Below are 16,973 nucleotides of genomic sequence, written 5' to 3'. Positions count from 1 at the left end.
TCAAGCCCCCCGCCGCCAAGCATGGAAGCGCTGCACCCACCTCAGCAGGCCTTGTGGCGCATGCGCCCGCTTCCACTCGCCCGCCGCGTATTTATTGGCCTCAGCCAGCGTGGGATAGGTGTGGATGGTGCCCAAAATCTTGTTGAGCCCCAGGCCGTGCTTCATGGCCAGCACGTATTCGGCCAGCAGGTCACCGGCATGATCGCCCACGATGGTCACGCCCAGGATCTTGTCTTTGCCGGGCACGGTCAAGACCTTCACAAAGCCGTGGGCAGTGCCGTCGGCAATGGCGCGGTCCAGGTCGTCAATGCCGTAGCGCGTCACCTCATAAGGCACGCCTTGAGCTTGAGCTTCTTGCTCATTGAGGCCCACGCGCGCCACCTCAGGGTCCACAAAGGTGGCCCAGGGGATCACCCGGTAATCAGCCTTGAATTTCTTGATCGGGTCGAACAAGGCGTTGACGGCCGCATACCACGCCTGGTGGGCCGCCGTGTGGGTGAACTGGTAGGGGCCGGCCACATCGCCCGCCGCATAGATGTTGGGGAAGTTGGTTTGCAAATAGCCGTTGACCTCCACCGTGCGGCCGGTGGTGACCCCCAGCTCTTGCAGGCCATAGCCCTGCAAGTTGGCCTGGCGGCCCACGGCCACCAAGATCTGATCAAAGGCGATGCGCACCTCTTGGCCCTGATGCTCGGCCACCAAGAACTTCTCGCCGCCTTCGACCACCACGCGCTTAGCCGCATGGCCCACGCGCACGTCCACGCCTTCTTGAGCAAAGCGCTGCATCACCGCTTCAGACACATCCGCATCTTCACGCGCCAGCAGGCGCGGGGCCATCTCCACCTGCGTGACTTGCGAGCCCAGGCGGTTGAAGGCCTGGGTCAGCTCGCTGCCGATGGGGCCACCGCCCAGCACCAGCAAGCGGCGCGGCAAGGTCTTGAGGCTCCACAGCGAGTCGGAGGTCAGCACCTCCACTTGATCTAAGCCTGGGATGGGCGGCACAAAGGGCCGAGCCCCGGCGGCAATGACGATGGCGCGGGTGGTCAGGCTCTGCACCGTGCCGTCGTCGTGGGTGATCTCCACTTCCCAGGGGCTGACGATGCGGGCCGCGCCCTGCACCACGTCCACCCCCAAGCCGCGATAGCGCTCGGCGGAGTCATGCGGCTCGATCTGGCCGATCACGCGGTGCACGCGGCCCATGACCTCGGCAAAGTCAAACTCTGCGTGGGCGCGCGCAATGCCCCAGTCGGGAGACTTCTTGACCTGGGCCACGAACTTGGCCGAGCGGATCAGCGCCTTGGAGGGCACGCAGCCGGTGTTCAGGCAGTCGCCGCCCAGCTTGTGCTTTTCCACCAGCGTGACCTTGGCCTTCACTGCTGCGGCAATGTAGGAGGTGACCAAGCCGGCCGCCCCGCCGCCAATGACCACCAAGTTGCGGTCAAAGGTCTTGGGCTTGGCGAAGCCGCGATAGACCTTGCGGGCCTGCAGCGCATCCATCAGCTTGCGCGCCAGCAGCGGGAACACGCCCAGCAGTGCAAAGGCCGCAATCAGGCTGGGCGATGCCAAACCCGACAGGCTATTGATCTGCGCCAGTTGAGTGCCCGCATTCACATACACCGCCGTGCCCGCCAACATGCCGACTTGGCTGACCCAATAGAACGTCCAGGGGCGGATGGGCGTCAGGCCCATGGCCAGGTTGATCATGAAAAACGGGAACAGCGGCACGAGGCGCAGGCCAAACAGGTAGAAGGCGCCGTCCTTCTTGACGCCCTCGTTCAGTGCGGCCAGCTTGTCGCCAAACCGGGCCTGCACGGTGTCGCGCAGCAGCCAGCGCGAGGCCAAGAAGGCCAGCGTCGCCCCCAGGCTGGACGCAAACGAGACGATCAACAGCCCCCAACCCAGGCCAAACAAGGCGCCCCCCACCAGGGTGATCACCGTGGCCCCCGGCAGCGACAAGGCTGTGGCCAGCACATACACCACGAAGTACACCGCCGCCGCCAGCAACGGCTGGGCTGCCGTGGCGCTTTGCAAAGCGGCTTGGCTGTTCTTGATGGCTTCTAAGCTGAGATATTGGCTACCCCCCAGGGCCTGGAACAGGCCCACCGCCACCACCAGGGCCGCCAGGGCCCACCACTTCGCGTTCAGTTTCATGATGATTCGCCTACATACTGCACGCCGGAATCTCACGACGCCTCCATTAGGCGTACGAGGCGCACGATTCCTTACACCTTGACGGAGAAAACCATGGATTCCCCTCGTATCGGCATCATCGGCGGCAGCGGCCTCTACCGCATGGAAGGCCTGACCGAGCTGCAAGAGCTGCACCTGGACACGCCCTATGGCCCGTGTTCTGACGCCCTGATGCAGGGCTTGTTGGGCGGTGTGCCCGTGGTCTTTTTGGCCCGCCATGGCCGCCACCATCACCTGATTCCCAGCCAAGTGCCCTTCCGGGCCAACCTCCATGCCTTGAAACAGTTGGGGGTTGAGTATCTCCTGTCCGTCTCGGCCGTGGGCTCGCTGCGCGAGGAGATCGCCCCGCTGGACTTGGTGCTGCCCGACCAGTTCATCGACCTGACCCGCCAGCGCGCAGGCAGCTTTTTTGGCGACGGCGCCGTGGCCCATGTCTCCCTAGCCGACCCACTGTGCCCGGTCCTGCGCCAGACGGTGGCCCAGGCTTGGGGCGAGCTGAACGACAGCGCGGTGCGCCTGCATGAAGGCGGCACCTATGTCTGCATTGAAGGCCCGGCGTTTTCAACCCGGGCCGAGTCGCACTGGTACCGCAGCATGGGCGCCAGCATCATCGGCATGACCAATATGCCCGAGGCTCGCCTGGCCCGCGAGGCCGAAATCGCCTATGCCACCCTGGCCCTGGCCACCGACTGGGACTGCTGGCGCGCTAATCAGGCCTGCGTGACCGCAGAGATGGCCATCGCCAACCTGCAGCAAAACGCCCAGCGCGCCCAAACCCTGGTCACCCAAGTGGTGAAACGCCTGGCCCAAAGCTGGCCCGCCAGCCCCGCCCACACGGCGCTGAGCGCTGCCTTGGTGACGCCACCCGCCGCCATGCCCGAGGCCACCCGGGCACGGCTGGCGCCACTGCTGGCGCGGGTAAGTGCCGAGCGGGGTGGGTGATCAGGGCAGTTGCTGCCCTGGGTAGGCACCGCGGGCGCTGCCCGAGCCCTTCTCATGCAGGGGCACCTCTGCCAAGCCCGCCAACCACGGCATGGCCGAGTGGCCCCAGATCTGCACCTGAGGGGGCAGCTCCGCCCGCTGGTCCACACAGCCCAGCCGAATGTTGAGCACGCTGGGGTTCTCGGGCTCGCAAGCGTAGAGCTGCGTGCCGCACTCACCGCAAAAGGCCTGGACGCGGCGGTTGCCGCTGTCGGCCACCTTCATATAGTGGCGCGGCGTGCCCGTCAGCTGCACCTGATCGGCCGGGGTGGGCAGCACCGCCCGAAACGGCCCGCCGGAAAAGCGCTGACAGTCCTCGCAATGGCAGGCGATGACGCGGCTCGGGTCCACCAAGGCCGTGAAGCTGATCTGGCCGCAATGGCAATGGCCGGTGATGTGCATGGTGTGTGGTCGCAATGACGATGGTGAACGAGCTGACTGCTCAGGGCTTGACGACGGCGGCACTGCCTTTGGCTTTGAATTGCGCCACCGCATCTTTCAAGTCGGTCAACTCTTCACAGCCAAAGCGGCAGGCCTTTTCCAATTCGGCCAAGCGCGCTTCGGCCTTGGGCAAATCGCCCAGCATCAGATAAAGCTCGCCGCTGTACTCCAAGGCGCCGCGGTGCTTGGGGTTGATGCGCAAAGCAGCGTTGTAGAAGCGCTCGGCACCGGCCAAATCAGGCGTCTTGCCTTTGCGCAGGCTGTAGCCCATCAAGTTGTTCCAATCCGCGTTGCCGCTGTCGTTGACCTTCTGAAGCGCGGCCACGGCCTCCGGCCACTTGCCTTGCGCAATCAAGGCTCTTGCGGGGGCCAAGGCATCGCTGGTGGCCACTTCCGTCTGCGGTGTGTCAGCGGCGCTGGCTGTCGGGCTGGTGGTCAATGCCATCAGGGTAATGATGGTGGACAGCAGCAAGGTGCAGCGCTGAGTCTGGGCGGGGGTCATGGGTCGGGCTCCTCGGCAAGCGAAGGGATGGGATAGGAAAAGACGCTGTGGCGGTCTTCTGCTGCGAAACCTGGCGGCAGCACGGACAAGCCATGCAATATAGATCGAGGCCAACCCCGGCCTCAAGCGCCTTCCAGCATGCGCCGCCCATAAGACAAAGCGGCCGCTGAGCCTTCCGGCCATTGCGCGCTGAAGTCCGCCGCCCACGCGACGGTGTCGTAGGCCACGGGCAGCAGGGCGACATAGACGCCTGTGGCTTGCCGCTCGGCCCACACCGGGTGGGGTGAGGGCTTGAGCGCAATGCGGCTGACCAAGCCGCGCAGGTCGCCCGCGCGGTTGGGCATGCCGGTGGCCCCGTTGTTGACGATGGCACGATCACCGGCGTGAGGCGGGTGAAACGCGTGTGGCGACTGAGCCCCATAGACGGCCATGCCCGGTGCGCAAGTGTGGCTGCAGGCAAAGAGCTCGACCTCGGCCTGCTCAAACCAGGGCGCATAGCGCTGTGCGGCGTCTGCGGCCTGCAGGGCTTCAGCGTCAAAGCCCCAACCGGCAAGGGATTGGGCGTCGCCATGCACCATGCCCACGCGGGCCTCGCCCACTTGGAAGCGGGCCACCATGGGCAGGGCGGCCAAGCGATGCAGCAACTCAGGGTGGCGGCGTGCGGTGGCTTTGAGTTGGCGGTGGATGGCGTTGGAGCGCTGCACCACGGCGTCGTCCACGGCTGCCGGATAGGCGCAGCCGCAGTCAGCCTCGTCACCGGGGGTGTGGAACTCGGCCTCGACATTGCCTTGCAGCGCGTGGTGCTGCAGCACGGCTTGGTTGATGTGCACAAAGTCGGCGTCGCGCACATTGAACCAGTTGAAGTCACCGTTAAAGATGAGCGTGGCACCGGGCTCAGCCGCCACCATGCGCAGCAGCTCGGCAAGGGCGGCTGTGTTGCCATAGAGGCCGCCGGCCACATACAGGGTGTGGGCGGTTTGCAGCGGTGCCTGGGCGATGGCGCGGGGGCCGTAGTGGTAGCGCAGCGGGCAGCTTCGGCCCGGTGGCGAGGCGGGGGCGTCAGGGGGCATGCAAGGCCTCACTCAAAGTGTCGGGGGTCACGTCGGCCAGGGGCGCGTCCAGCACGGCGCGGCCTTGGCGCAGCACCAGCACGCGGTCGGCCAAGCGGGGCAGCAGGCGCAGGTCATGCACCACGCTGATCAGGGTCAGGCCTTGCTCGCGCACCAGGCCGTCCAGCAGGGTCAGCAGTTCGTCCTCGGCGCGCACATCCAGGGCGGCGGTGGGCTCGTCGGCCAAGAGCAGGCGGGCGCGCTGGTGGAGGGCGCGGGCCATGGCCACTTTTTGGCGCTCGCCGCCAGAGAGCGTGTCGGCCCGGCGCAGGGCGGCATCGCCCAAGCCCACACGGGCCAGTGCCGCGCGGGCGGCCTCTTGCTCGGCGCGGGGCCAGCGGCGCAGCCAGCTCATGGGGGACGTGTAGCGCGCCGCGCCACCGATCAAGACATTGTCCAAAGCGCTCAGGCGGCCCACCAAATGCACGCCTTGGTGGACCTGGGCCACTTGAGCGCGCAAAGCACTTAACGCTGAGTTTGAGGGTTTGTCGTGCAGCGCCGTGCCCATCACGCTGAGCTGGCCCTGGGCCACCGGCATGAAGCCGGCCAAGCTGCGCAAGAGCGTGGACTTGCCCGCGCCGTTGTGGCCCAGCACGGCCACACGCTGGCCGGGCGCCACGCGCCAGTTCAGGCCTTGCAGCAAAGGGCGGCCTGCAGCCTGCAAGCCGAGGTGCTCGGCGTGGATCACAGCAGCCTCTGGCGCAGTCGGCGGCTGGCAGCGTCCACCAGGCTCACCAACACGACAATGGCCATCAACAGCGTGGCCAAGCGGCCCCACTGGAACAGCGAGATGGCCTCGGACACCAAGAGGCCCAAGCCGCCGGCGCCCACCAAACCCAGGATGGTGGAGTCCCGCAGATTGAACTCCCAGACATAGAGCGCTTGCGACAAGCCTTGCGGCAGCACCGCCGGCCACACGCCCAAGAAAAAGACCTGCGCCGGGCGGGCGCCGGTGGCACGCACTGCGTCCACAGGCGCCATGTCCAGCGACTCGATGGACTCGGCCCAAAGCTTGCCCAGCGAGCCGGCCGAGTGCAGGGCAATGGCCAGAATGCCGGCCGTGGCGCCCAGGCCCACGATGCCCACCAGGAACAAACCAAACACCAGGGTGTGCACGGCGCGCAGGGCGTCCAGCACCGCCTTGGCGCCCCAGCGCAAGGGCGCGGGTGCGCCCAGGTTGCGCGCGGCCAGCAGCGCCAGCGGCAGGGCCAAGAGCATGGCGGCCACCGTGCCCAGCGTGGCCATGCGCAGCGTCGTCCACAGCGCACGGCCCACACCGGCCAGGTAGCGGGCCTCCACCTCGGGCTCGTTGATCACGCGCAGCAGCTCGCCGTCTTCATTGCGCAGCTCGCGGGCCGGGTCGCCAAACCAGAGCTTGAGCCAGCTCGGCTGGGCCAGCTCGGCCACCGTGGTTTGCAGGTTCTGCCAGGGCTTGCGGCCCCAGCCCAGCTCGCCTTCTTGGGCCAGCGTCCAGGCGCTCACCACGACCAAGCCGATGGCCGCCCAACGCCAGGCCCAGGCTTGCACCAAGGACAGGCCAGAACTCATCGGGTGTTGAGCTTGCCGGTGGCCAGGCCTGCGTCGCGGATCGGCTTATAAAACGCGTTATCTTTGGGAACAAAGCCACTGTAGCGCGGGGGCAGCAGCGCCGGGTTGGCCTTGAGCGCGGGGCCCACGCTGGCCAGGGCGGCGCGAAGTTGGGCCACAAAGGCGGCATCGCGGGCCAACTCGGCGCGCACGGCCACCGCGTCATTGGGCAGCGGGTCCGAGGTCCAGAAGACCACGCTGTCGGAGGCCTTGATCAGCCCCTCGGCAATCATGGCGTCGCGGTTGCGGTTGTAGTCGGCGCCTGCATCCAGCTCGCGGCGGGTCACCTGCAGCTCAATGGCCTGGTGCTTGGTGTGGAGGACCTTGCCCAAAAAGGTCTCGGGCTCCAGGCCCTGCTTCTGAAAGTGGTGATAGGGGATCAGGTAGCCCGAGGTCGATCCCTTGTCGCCAAAGGCAAAGGTCTTGCCCTTGAGGTCGGCCACGCTGCGGATGCCCGAGCCGGGGTGGGTGACCATGATGGCGTGGTACTCGGGCTTGTTGTCATAAAGAATGGTGGCCACGGCCTGGGCACCGGCCACATGGTTGGCCAGCACATAGCCCCAAGGGCCCATCAGCGCGATGTCGGTCTCACCAGCCGCCAAAGACTTGGCCAGGCCTTCCCAACTGTCCACGGTGTAGAGCTTGACCTCGCGGCCCAACTGCTTGGCCAAGTGCTGGGCCAAGGGGCGGTAGGTGGCATCGTTCTTTTCTTTGTCGGGCTGATAGAGGCCCACGCCAAAGCGCAAGACTTTGTCTTGGCCCCAAGCGGTGGGCGCGGTGCAAACGCTGGCTGCGGCCAGCAGCGCCAGCGCGGCGCGGCGGTGAAGGGTGCTCATACGGACTCAGTTCAACGCGCCGCCGCAGCTGGAGCCTTGCCCCGCCGTGCAGCCAAAGCAATGGTCGGCCACGCGGATGGGGCCGTCTTCCAGCTCGCTGCACACCAGCTCGCTGAGGTGTTGGCGTGCTTGGCCCTCATGCGCCAGCGGTAAGCCCAGTTGCTGGTTGAAGTCGCAGTCGTAGAGATAGCCCTGCCAGTCCACGCTGAGTTGGCTGCGGCACATCACGCCGGGCACATTGGCGTCGCTGTGCGCGCTCTTGAGCAGTTGCATATAGCTGTTGAACTGGCCCTTGGAGACCAAGGTCGAGCCAAAGCGCTGGATGGGCATATTCGCCAAGGTGAAGAGCTGGTTGAAGACCACGCCAAAGTGCTCGCCCAGGTGGCGCTGGTAGTCGGCCTGCAGCGCCACTTGCGGCGGCGGCAGGCTGGGGCCTTGGGGGTTGAAGACCAGGTTCAGCACCAGGCCGCTGCCGGGCTGGCCGTAGCCCAGCGCGTTCAGGCGCTGCAGGCCGCGGATGCTGGCGTCAAACACGCCTTGGCCGCGCTGCTTGTTGACGTTGTCTTCCAGATAGCAGGGCAGCGAGGCCACCACCTCGACCTGGTGCGCCGCCAAGAACTCGGCCAAGCCGTCTTGGCCGGGCTCTTCCAGGATGGTGAGGTTGCAGCGGTCGATGACCTTGACGCCCCGCGCCCGCGCCGCCACCACCAAACGCCGAAAGTGTGGGTTCAGCTCGGGCGCGCCGCCGGTCAAGTCCAGAGTGCGCAGGCTGGAGTTGGCCGCCAGGGTTTGAACCACCAAATCCACCGTGTCGGCCGACATCTCCTCGGTGCGATTCGGCCCCGCATTGACATGGCAGTGCAGGCAGCTCTGGTTGCAGCGGTAGCCCAGGTTGACTTGCAGTGTCTCGATGACACCGCGGCGCAAGGCGGGGAACTCGGTGTGAACCAACAGAGGTAAGGTGGGATGCATGGGCGTGAGGTGTGCGTGTCTGAGAACGTGAGTCGGCGGCCAAGCCCGAACCTTACACCCGGCGCCATGACAGCATGGCGGGCGCCGTCCCTCAGGGCGAGCGCAAGGCCGGGGCCGCCAACAGCCGCTCGATGTCGGCCTCGCTGGTGTAGGCCTGGGCGGACACCCGCACAAAGGTCTGGCCCCCATGCTGGGTGATGGGCACTTCGATGCGGCTCTCCACCCACAGGCGCTGGCGCAAGGCCTCGGGGTCTTGCGGGGGCACGGGGATGGCCACCATCTGCGCCCAGGCCTCGTCGCCCGAAATGGGCGCCAAGCCAAATCGCTGGCACAAGGCCTGCTGCGCCTGGGCTGCCAACGCGTGGCTGCGTTGGCGCACCTGATGCCAGTCGTGCCGCGCCTGAAAGGCCAAGGCGGCGGGCACCGTCAGCCACGCGCTGATGTCGCGCGTGCCTTGCCACTGCATGCGGCGCTCAAACAAGCTGCGGCCCAGGTAGGCGTCAAACCCCGAATGGCCGCCGCTGTCTGCCGCATAACCCCAGCTGGTGACGGTGGCGTCCAGCAGGGGCTGGTGTTCGGGGCGGGCGTGCAAAAAGGCCGAGCCCTTGGGCGCGCACTGCCATTTGTGGCAATTGCCAACATAGAAGTCAGCACCGAGGGCCGAGAGGTCCAGCGGGATCTGGCCCGGCGCGTGCGCCCCATCCACAAACACAGGAATTCCGCGCGCGCGGGCGGCGGCGCAGACCTCGGCCACCGGCAGGATCAAGGCCGTGGTGGAGGTGATGTGGCTCAGGTACACCAGCCTCGTGCGCGGGCCCATGGCGGCCACCAGGCTGGCCACCACCTGCTCAGGGCGCAGGGGCAGCGGCAGTTCCACCTGCCGGTAGTGCGCGCCCTGCTGTGCACACACCCGCAGCCAGGTCGCGTCACAAGCGCCGTATTCCAGGTTGGTGGAGAGCACTTCGTCGCCCGCCTGCAGGCAGATGGAGCGGGCCACCACATTGACCCCGGTGGTGGAGTTGGGCACAAACACCAGGTCTGCGCCCGCCGCGCCGATCTCGGTGCCCAGGGCGTCGCGCGCCTCGGCCAGCAAAGCGGCCGAGCGGCGGCCGAGAAAGTCCACCGGGTTGCGCTCCATCTCCCACTGCCAGCGCTGTTGCGCCTCCAGTACCTCCCGAGGGCAGGCTCCGAAGGAGCCGTGGTTCAGAAAGGCGATGTCTGGGTCGAGCAGGAAGTGGTCGCGCAGCGTCATTCGCGTGCCAGCCGCTCGCTGCGCCAGTACACGTCATCACCGCCCAAGCCGTCTAGGTTGGCGCGGTTAAGCACGCGGGCCAGCACAAACAGCAGGTCGGAGAGCCGGTTCAGGTATTGGCGGGGCGCCGAGCGCACGGTGTCGCTGGCGGCCAGGCGCACCACGGCGCGTTCGGCGCGGCGCGCCATGGTGCGCGCCACATGGGCCAGGGCCGCGCTGCGCGTGCCTGCGGGCAAGATGAACTCTTTGAGCCGGGGCAGCGTGGCGTTGTAGTGCTCCAGCGCCTCGTCCAAGCGCAGCACGGCTTCTTCTTTGAGCAGCTCGAAGCCGGGAATGGACAGCTCGCCACCCAGGTTGAACAGCTCATGCTGGATCACCACCAGCAGCTCGCGGATGTCGTCGGGCAGGGGTTCGGCCAGCAACACGCCCAGCTGGGAGTTCAGCTCGTCCACATCGCCCATGGCCTCCACCCGCAGGTGGTCCTTGGGCACACGTTGTCCATCACCCAGGCCGGTGGTGCCATCGTCGCCGGTGCGGGTTGCAATTTGAGTCAGTCGATTTGCCATGGCGGCAGTGTAGAGGCAGCTCTAGCGTCCTGCTCCCAAGGAACTTCAGAGCAACCCTTGAGTCTGTCAGGGCTTGGGCGTGGACAATCACCGCCGCCGACGCGCCCTCGACCGCTCAGGCACCCAGACACATTCGTGCGGGGCGCTCGTGCTATCTTCAAAATTCAAAGTTGTTTCATCGGAGCCCTCATGCGCCGCACCCTCTTCCTTTCTCCTTTGACCGCCAGCCTGCTCTTGGGCTTGGCCGCCTGCGGCGGCGGCGGCGATGAGATCGGCCCTGCGGGTAGCGTCACCCTCCCGAGTGGGGCGCGTGGCGGTTCCGCCACCGCCGGTGCGGACCTCAACAGCAGCAACGTTTTGCAAGTGGGCGCCCGCTTAGCAAAGGCGCTGCGTGGTGACGCCACCGGCGGCGTCACCGGCCCAGCGGCTGCCGCCCGCGCCAAGGCCTTGTCGGCCCGCCAAAGCGGTGCCCGCGGCCTGCCCAGCCCCTTGTTGCTGGCCCGCCAAGCGCTCTATTCAGCCGGCCCCAAGCTGCCCACACAGCGGGCCCAAGCCAGCACCGCCACCATCAGCAGCCTGCCCTGTCCCTATGGTGGCCGCATGACGGTGACCGTGGATGACATGGACGGCAATGGCACGCTCAGCAGCGGCGACAGCGTGTTGACCAACTTCAGCGCCTGCGTCACCGGCCCCGGCGAGCCTAGCTTGAATGGGCGGTTCGACCTGACCATGAGTGCCGTGACGGTCAGCCCCATTGGCACAGCGCTGAACCTGGACGCCACCGCCACCTTCAGCGACTTTTCAGTGCAGGGTGAGGGCACCCTCAACGGCACAGTGCGCATCTGGCTGGTCACGGAAGGCCAGCAAGAGCGCTTCCGCATGAGCTACCAAAACGCCCGCCTGACCCTGCCCTCGGGCGAGGTGCAGCAGATGCAGTACGACCTGTACGGCTCACAAACCGATGCACAGCTGAATCTGGAACTCAGCGGTGCCATCGGCCTAGGCGGCCAGCTTTTTGCGGCCAGCTCCACCGCCGTCTTCATGGCCGGGCCCGACGGCGTGATGCGCAGCGGCAGCAGCCAACTGCGCGACGCCGCAGGCGACGTGCTGCAACTGCAAGCCCAAACCAGCGGGCGCTATGACCTGACGCTGACGAGCGCCAGTGGGCAGTCTTTGTGGTCATCCTTGGGCCTGGGCTGGTGAGCATGAATGCGCCCGATTTGAACCTTCGACCCGCCGGTTTGCCCGGCGAGCTCACCACAGCCCTCAGCCAGCACTTCGGCCCCCGCTTCACCACCGCCTTGGCCGTGCGCGAGCAGCATGGCCGCGATGAGTCGCCCTTTGATGTGCCGCCACCCGATGCGGTGGTGTTTGCCGAATCCACGGATGAAGTCGCCTTTGTGGTGGCTCAGGCGGCTGCACACCGGGTGCCGGTCATTCCTTATGGCGCGGGCTCATCCCTCGAAGGGCATTTGCTGGCCGTGCAAGGCGGCATCAGCCTGGATGTCTCGCGCATGAACCGCGTGCTGCAACTGCACCCCGAAGACCTGACGGTGACGGTGCAGCCCGGCGTGACACGCATGCAGTTGAACCGCGAGATCAAAGATTCGGGCCTGTTCTTCCCCATCGACCCCGGCGCTGATGCCTCACTGGGCGGCATGTGCGCCACGCGCGCTTCGGGGACGAATGCCGTGCGTTACGGCACCATGCGCGAGAACGTGTTGGCGCTGGAGGTGGTGACGGCCTCGGGCGAGATCATCCGCACCGGCACCCGCGCCAAGAAAAGCAGCGCGGGCTACGACCTCACCCGCCTGATGCTGGGCAGCGAAGGCACGCTGGGCGTGATCACCGAAGTCACGCTCAAGCTGCATCCTCTGCCCGAGAGCGTGGCCGCCGCCGTTTGCTTCTTCCCCGATGTGGCTTCAGCAGTGAACACCACCATCCAGGTCATCCAGATGGGCGTGCCGATTGCCCGCTGCGAGTTTTTGGATGCCCATGCCGTGCGCGCCGTGAACGCCCACGACAAGCTGGGCCTGCGCGAAGCGCCCATGCTGCTGATGGAGTTCCACGGCTCGGACGCCAGTGTCAAAGAGCAAGCCGCCACCGTGCAAGAGATTGCCGCCGAGTGGGGCGGTGCCGACTTTGAATGGGCCACCACGCCCGAGGAACGCACGCGGCTGTGGACCGCGCGCCACCACGCTTACCTCTCAGGCTTGCAGATGAAGCCCGGCTGCCGCGCCGTGACCACCGACACCTGCGTGCCCATCTCGCACCTGGCCGAGGGCGTGACTGCGGCCTTGGCCGACGCCGAAGCCGCCGGCCTGCCGCACTTTGTGGTGGGCCATGTGGGCGACGGCAACTTCCACATCGCCTACCTGATCGACCCAGCCCTTCCCGAAGAGCGAGACACCGCCGAGCGCCTGAACGACGCCGTGGTGCAACGCGCCCTGGCCGCCCAGGGCACCTGCACCGGCGAGCACGGCATTGGCCTGCACAAGCAAGGCTTTTTGGTCGAAGAAACCGGCGCCGGCAGCGTGGCCCTGATGCGCGCCATCAAGCAGGCGCTGGACCCGCTGGGCATCATGAACCCGGGCAAGATTTTTGCGGCGTGAGCCCGCATCCGCTCACAACTTGAGCGGGTCGATTTCCCTGAGCACCTCTTCCAGCACCTCGGGTGAAGGCATGTCGGCGGTGGTGTAGACCAAGCGGGCTTGGCGGTCGGCGATGAAGACCTGGGCGGTGTGGCGGTCTATGTCGCCGGCAAAATCTTTGCTGCGGCGGCCAATCATGTCGAACAGGCTTTCTGCGTCTTTGAGGCCGGGCACTGCGGCCGTCCAGCCGGGCTGGGCGCCATGGCGCTTCAACCAAGCGGCCAAGGCTTTGGGGTCATCGCCCAGCGGGTCGATGCTGAGCGACAACCACTGCACCTGGGGCATGCTCTTGGCCAGCTTGCGCTGAGCCGCCGCAAAGATCGCGCCTTGAATGGGGCAGATGGCGCTGCAGCCCGTGAACATCAGCTGTATGGCCGTGAGCTTGCCGCGCGTGAGCGCCACCAGGTCCGTCTTAGCCCCGGTGTGCGTGGTCAGTGCCAGCGTGGGCAAGGGGCGCGGCGGCTTGATAGGGCCAAAGGGATATTTGTGAACCTTGGTTGCGGGGGGCTTGGCCGCCGCGGCGCCCTGTTGGGCCAGCGTGGGGGCAGCGGCCAGCCACCAAGGCGCCGCCAATGCCCAGCGCAGCGCCGAGCGGCGGGGCATCAGGGGTGGGGTGTTGAGGGGCATAGGCTCAGGCTGTGTCATGCATGCAATCACTCAGCGGCTCACCATGAACTGCCACAGGTCCGCACACTGGGCATCGGTGATGCGGTAGCGCGGCATGGTCAAGGGGATCAGCACGGTGGCCGGGTCCAGGCCCTCACGCAACAAGCGGCACAGGCTGGCTGCCTCGTACTGCGAGGGCGGCCCGCCGCGCCGTGGGCGGGCCTGGGCCAGATGCTGCGACGTCAAAGGTGGCGCAAAGCGCGGCGCCACGCCGGAGGCAGCGGCCTGAGCCGACGCTACAAGGGGCCGCTCAGACGCCGCATCCCCATGGCAGTTGATGCAGGCCACGGCGGCTGCCGGCAGGTCCACCTGATGGCCCACCACCCGGCCCTGTAACTCCGCCGCGCCACTGAACAAGGCCTGGCCGCGCTGCACGCGGGCCTGCTTCTCGTGCTCGGCTTGTTGGGCCTGCTGCTGCGCCCGCTGGCCCTGCCACCACCACGCAGCAGCAGCGGCCAGCAGCAGGCCGCCCGCACACAGCCCCAGCGCAAGAGGAGAACGCAAACCCAAAGTGCCCATGCGTCTATTGTCTGAGCCCTCAGGCCCTGCGTTCACGCAGACAGGTCAAGAACTGCGGTCTTTCTGCGCGCCAAAGCCGTCTACCATGCAAGGCCACCTCGGCCACCGCGTCCGATCATGCCCTCTGCCCTGCTGCGCGACATCGCCGACCAGATCGAAACCCCACGCCTGCTGATCCGTTGCCCGCGCCCCGGCGACGGCCAAGCCGTGTTCGAGGGCGTGCGCGACAGCTTGGCCGCGCTGCGGGCCTGGCCCGCCTCCCTGCCCTGGGCGCTGTTCGAGCCCTCCGTCGAGGCCTCTGAAACCTTTTGCCGCGAAGGCCACCTCAACTACCTGGCGCGCAAAGAGCTGCCCATGCTGATGTTCCTCAAAGACGGCGGCCACTACATCGGCGGTGCAGGTTTTCATCACCTGGAGTGGGACACGCCCAAGTGCGAGGCCGGCTACTGGTGCCGCCCCGCTTACCAAGGCCAAGGCTTGGTGACGGAAGCCGTGAGCGCCCTTTGCCGCTGGGCCATGCAGGAGCTGGGCATGGTGCGCATCACCGCCCTGCCCGACGCCGAGAACCGCCCCAGCCGCGCCGTGGCTGAGCGTGCGGGCATGGTGCTGGAAGCCACCATGCGGCATGAGCGCAAAGCGCCGGACGGCGCGCTGCGCGACACCTGCCTCTATGCCCTCACCGCCCCAAAAGCCCAAACAGCCCCCACACCCACAGCTGCCCCTTGACGCGAGAACCCCCCATGCCCGCCACCTCCGCCCTGCTGGTGATCGACGTTCAACAAGGCCTGTGCCAAGGCGAGTACGCCGCGCATGACGTGCCGGGCCTGATCCAGCGCATCAACACCCTGAGTGAAAAGGCTCGTGCCGCAGGCGCCCCCGTGGTCTTCATTCAGCACGAGGCCGCCAGCGGCCCCCTGCAACACGACAGCCCAGGCTGGGCATTGGCTGACGGCCTGACCTTGGCCGAAGGCGACCTGCGCGTGCGCAAAACCACGCCCGACTCCTTCATGCACACGGGGCTAGAAGCCCACTTGCACCAGCGCGGCATCGCCCGCGTGGTGATCTGCGGCCTGCAAACCGAGTTTTGCGTAGACACCACCACCCGCCGCGCCATGGCCTTGGGCTTCCCCGTCACCTTGGTGGCCGACGGCCACTCCACGATGGACAGCGCCGAGCTGAGCGCCCCGCAAATCATCGCCCACCACAACCGCCTGCTGCCCCAGATCAGCAGCTTTGGGCCACGCACGCACTGTGTGCGGGCTGAGGAGGTGCGCTTTGACTGATGCGCCCTTCCACATCCGTCGCCTGACTCCGGCCGACGCCGCCGCTTTTCAAGCCTTGCGTTTGGCAGGCCTGCAACGCGAGCCCACGGCCTTTAGCTCAAGCTTTGAAGAAGAGTGCGACGAAGCGCTGGACACCGTGGCCCAGCGCTTGGCCCCATCACCCGACCATGCCGTGTTCGGCGCGTTTGATGCGGCAGGCGAGCTGCTGGGCGTGGTCGGCCTGGGCCGCGAGGGCATGCGCAAGCTGCGACACAAGGCCATCATCTGGGGCATGGTGGTCACCCCCGCAGCCCGCCGCCGAGGGTTGGGGCGCGCACTGATGCAAGAGGCCATCGCTGCCGCGCGCGAGGTACCGGGCCTCTTGCAACTCAACCTCTGCGTCAACGCCCACAACACCGCCGCGCTGCGGCTCTATGAAAGCCTAGGCTTTGTGGCCTTTGGCCGCGAGCCTGGTGCCATGCTGGTGAATGGGGTGTTGCAGGAAGAGGTGTTGATGGCGTTGCGGTGGTACGTCACATCGTGACTAGCCTTCTGCATCAAAGACGTTGATCCCATAAGGATCGACTGCCAGACCACATTGCTTGGTCAAAATGTCCCGGACAACCCGGACATCATCCAAAGTAGAAACGTTCAGCGGGTGAGCTCGAATGACAGAGGTGAACACCAGCCTGCCGTCTCTCCGAACACTGTAGTGCGACACCTCCTCCACCTCAACGGAGACACTTGCCTCGCGGGAACACACGGCTTCGAAACGAACGTGCTGGAATTGCAGGTCCGAGCCCTTTTCCTGATGGAAGGAAATGCGCTCGCCCGCAAGGGGCCGAACGGGCATATCCAGCGAGCCGAAGAGCGTGCAAGCTGGGGACCCAGCACAGTGGATGTCTAGCCAAAATTGGAAGGTATTCATCGAACGCGCAAGTCTGGTTCAGAACTAATGTTGTCCGCCGAGCCTGCTCACAAGAGGAGAGACCCGCGCTGGCTGGGCGACAAGCTCTGCATTCGGGAAACCACGGACTCCGAATTCACCGTTTGGGTAAAGCCAGACGCATGAAATGTCATGTGCCCAGCCATTGGAATGTTGAGCTCGATCGTCCAGGCGAAAGAGGTGTAGCCATTGGGATAGGTGACTTCTTCGCGCCGAATGTCATGGATCGCCATCGGCTGGAAAGCCAAAGAATGCGCGCCATAGTCGATCGACACCACCAAGTCAGACACCTCATGAAATGTGAGAAGTGCCGGAGCAAGTCTGAAGTGGTACGCCGTAGCGTTCTCTGGTGGGCTCAGCCATTCGACGATGTGGTCGATGTCCAAGACAAGATCACCGGTGCAACCATCTGCACCCTGAACCATGCGAAAGGCGTGGATGGCGTTGTCGTGCCAGCAGTAATCCTCAAAGCGCTTCACTTGGCTCATGTCCT

20 protein-coding genes are annotated in these 16,973 nt (G+C 66.2%); 6 read left to right on the top strand and 14 right to left on the bottom strand.

What is annotated here, in order from left to right; translation table 11 throughout:
* Entirely contained in the window at positions 1-2,151 is a 2,151-nt protein-coding gene (locus ACIQ3Q_RS15225) for an FAD-dependent oxidoreductase (protein ID WP_396270009.1), read from the bottom strand.
* 93 nt (positions 2,152-2,244) lie between these two features.
* Between ACIQ3Q_RS15225 and mtnP the strand changes: the two genes are divergently transcribed.
* A complete protein-coding gene (gene mtnP, locus ACIQ3Q_RS15220) occupies positions 2,245-3,132 on the top strand; it encodes an S-methyl-5'-thioadenosine phosphorylase (RefSeq protein ID WP_396270008.1) in 888 nt (295 codons plus the stop codon).
* Here mtnP and ACIQ3Q_RS15215 read toward each other — a convergent pair whose 3' ends face one another.
* The 9 genes from ACIQ3Q_RS15215 to ACIQ3Q_RS15175 all read right to left on the bottom strand — a co-directional run bounded on the left by ACIQ3Q_RS15215 (position 3,133) and on the right by ACIQ3Q_RS15175 (position 10,436).
* Entirely contained in the window at positions 3,133-3,573 is a 441-nt protein-coding gene (locus tag ACIQ3Q_RS15215; RefSeq protein WP_396270006.1) for a GFA family protein, read from the bottom strand.
* A 40-nt stretch (positions 3,574-3,613) separates the two neighbouring features.
* A complete protein-coding gene (locus ACIQ3Q_RS15210; RefSeq protein ID WP_396270005.1) occupies positions 3,614-4,114 on the bottom strand; it encodes a tetratricopeptide repeat protein in 501 nt (166 codons plus the stop codon).
* A 122-nt stretch (positions 4,115-4,236) separates the two neighbouring features.
* Positions 4,237-5,184 (bottom strand): hypothetical protein, encoded by a 948-nt coding sequence (locus ACIQ3Q_RS15205; protein WP_396270004.1) that lies wholly within the window; start codon positions 5,182-5,184, stop codon positions 4,237-4,239.
* Positions 5,174-5,911, bottom strand: a complete 738-nt coding sequence (locus ACIQ3Q_RS15200) for an ATP-binding cassette domain-containing protein (RefSeq protein WP_396270003.1) — start codon at positions 5,909-5,911, stop codon at positions 5,174-5,176. The genes ACIQ3Q_RS15205 and ACIQ3Q_RS15200 overlap by 11 nt, the downstream gene beginning before the upstream one ends.
* On the bottom strand, positions 5,908-6,771 hold the full coding sequence (gene phnE / locus ACIQ3Q_RS15195; protein ID WP_396270002.1) for a phosphonate ABC transporter, permease protein PhnE: 864 nt from the start codon (positions 6,769-6,771) through the stop codon (positions 5,908-5,910). Before phnE ends, ACIQ3Q_RS15200 begins: the two co-directional genes overlap by 4 nt.
* A complete protein-coding gene (locus ACIQ3Q_RS15190) occupies positions 6,768-7,646 on the bottom strand; it encodes a phosphate/phosphite/phosphonate ABC transporter substrate-binding protein (RefSeq protein WP_396270001.1) in 879 nt (292 codons plus the stop codon). The genes phnE and ACIQ3Q_RS15190 overlap by 4 nt, the downstream gene beginning before the upstream one ends.
* Positions 7,647-7,652: 6 nt before the next feature.
* The gene (arsS, locus tag ACIQ3Q_RS15185) at positions 7,653-8,618 is read right to left on the bottom strand and encodes an arsenosugar biosynthesis radical SAM (seleno)protein ArsS (protein ID WP_396270000.1); all 966 of its coding nucleotides are present in this window, start codon (positions 8,616-8,618) and stop codon (positions 7,653-7,655) included.
* Positions 8,619-8,709: 91 nt separating this feature from the next.
* Positions 8,710-9,870 (bottom strand): aminotransferase class V-fold PLP-dependent enzyme, encoded by a 1,161-nt coding sequence (locus ACIQ3Q_RS15180; protein WP_396269998.1) that lies wholly within the window; start codon positions 9,868-9,870, stop codon positions 8,710-8,712.
* A complete protein-coding gene (locus ACIQ3Q_RS15175) occupies positions 9,867-10,436 on the bottom strand; it encodes a cob(I)yrinic acid a,c-diamide adenosyltransferase (protein WP_396269997.1) in 570 nt (189 codons plus the stop codon). Before ACIQ3Q_RS15175 ends, ACIQ3Q_RS15180 begins: the two co-directional genes overlap by 4 nt.
* A 189-nt stretch (positions 10,437-10,625) precedes the next feature.
* On the opposite strand from ACIQ3Q_RS15175, the gene ACIQ3Q_RS15170 reads away from it, so the two are divergent.
* On the top strand, positions 10,626-11,639 hold the full coding sequence (locus ACIQ3Q_RS15170) for a hypothetical protein (RefSeq protein WP_396269995.1): 1,014 nt from the start codon (positions 10,626-10,628) through the stop codon (positions 11,637-11,639).
* Positions 11,640-11,641: 2 nt separating this feature from the next.
* Entirely contained in the window at positions 11,642-13,048 is a 1,407-nt protein-coding gene (locus tag ACIQ3Q_RS15165; RefSeq protein ID WP_396269994.1) for an FAD-binding oxidoreductase, read from the top strand.
* Positions 13,049-13,060: 12 nt separating this feature from the next.
* Here the strand turns inward: ACIQ3Q_RS15165 and ACIQ3Q_RS15160 are convergent, their stop codons facing one another.
* Complete coding sequence (locus ACIQ3Q_RS15160) at positions 13,061-13,714, bottom strand: SCO family protein (protein ID WP_396269992.1); 654 nt, start codon at positions 13,712-13,714, stop codon at positions 13,061-13,063.
* 30 nt (positions 13,715-13,744) lie between these two features.
* On the bottom strand, positions 13,745-14,272 hold the full coding sequence (locus tag ACIQ3Q_RS15155) for a hypothetical protein (protein WP_396269991.1): 528 nt from the start codon (positions 14,270-14,272) through the stop codon (positions 13,745-13,747).
* A 117-nt stretch (positions 14,273-14,389) separates the two neighbouring features.
* Between ACIQ3Q_RS15155 and ACIQ3Q_RS15150 the strand changes: the two genes are divergently transcribed.
* Genes ACIQ3Q_RS15150 through ACIQ3Q_RS15140 form a run of 3 tightly spaced genes read left to right on the top strand, consistent with a single transcriptional unit; the run spans position 14,390 to position 16,078 of the window.
* A complete protein-coding gene (locus tag ACIQ3Q_RS15150; protein ID WP_396269990.1) occupies positions 14,390-14,998 on the top strand; it encodes a GNAT family N-acetyltransferase in 609 nt (202 codons plus the stop codon).
* A gap of 14 nt (positions 14,999-15,012) precedes the next feature.
* Positions 15,013-15,555: a cysteine hydrolase family protein gene (locus tag ACIQ3Q_RS15145; protein WP_396269989.1), complete on the top strand. Its 543-nt coding sequence runs from the start codon at positions 15,013-15,015 to the stop codon at positions 15,553-15,555.
* Positions 15,548-16,078 (top strand): GNAT family N-acetyltransferase, encoded by a 531-nt coding sequence (locus ACIQ3Q_RS15140; protein WP_396269987.1) that lies wholly within the window; start codon positions 15,548-15,550, stop codon positions 16,076-16,078. Before ACIQ3Q_RS15145 ends, ACIQ3Q_RS15140 begins: the two co-directional genes overlap by 8 nt.
* Here ACIQ3Q_RS15140 and ACIQ3Q_RS15135 read toward each other — a convergent pair whose 3' ends face one another.
* Together ACIQ3Q_RS15135 and ACIQ3Q_RS15130 are read right to left on the bottom strand one after the other, a co-directional pair.
* A complete protein-coding gene (locus ACIQ3Q_RS15135; protein WP_396269986.1) occupies positions 16,079-16,462 on the bottom strand; it encodes a hypothetical protein in 384 nt (127 codons plus the stop codon).
* A 47-nt stretch (positions 16,463-16,509) separates the two neighbouring features.
* Positions 16,510-16,968: a hypothetical protein gene (locus ACIQ3Q_RS15130; RefSeq protein ID WP_396269985.1), complete on the bottom strand. Its 459-nt coding sequence runs from the start codon at positions 16,966-16,968 to the stop codon at positions 16,510-16,512.
* Between the last annotated feature and the right edge of the window lie 5 nt (positions 16,969-16,973).

Origin of the sequence: Ideonella sp. (assembly GCF_044358605.1) — a bacterium.
In the GTDB taxonomy this organism is placed as follows: Bacteria; Pseudomonadota; Gammaproteobacteria; order Burkholderiales; family Burkholderiaceae_C; genus Ideonella.
This window is presented reverse-complemented; position numbering and strand designations above follow the sequence as displayed.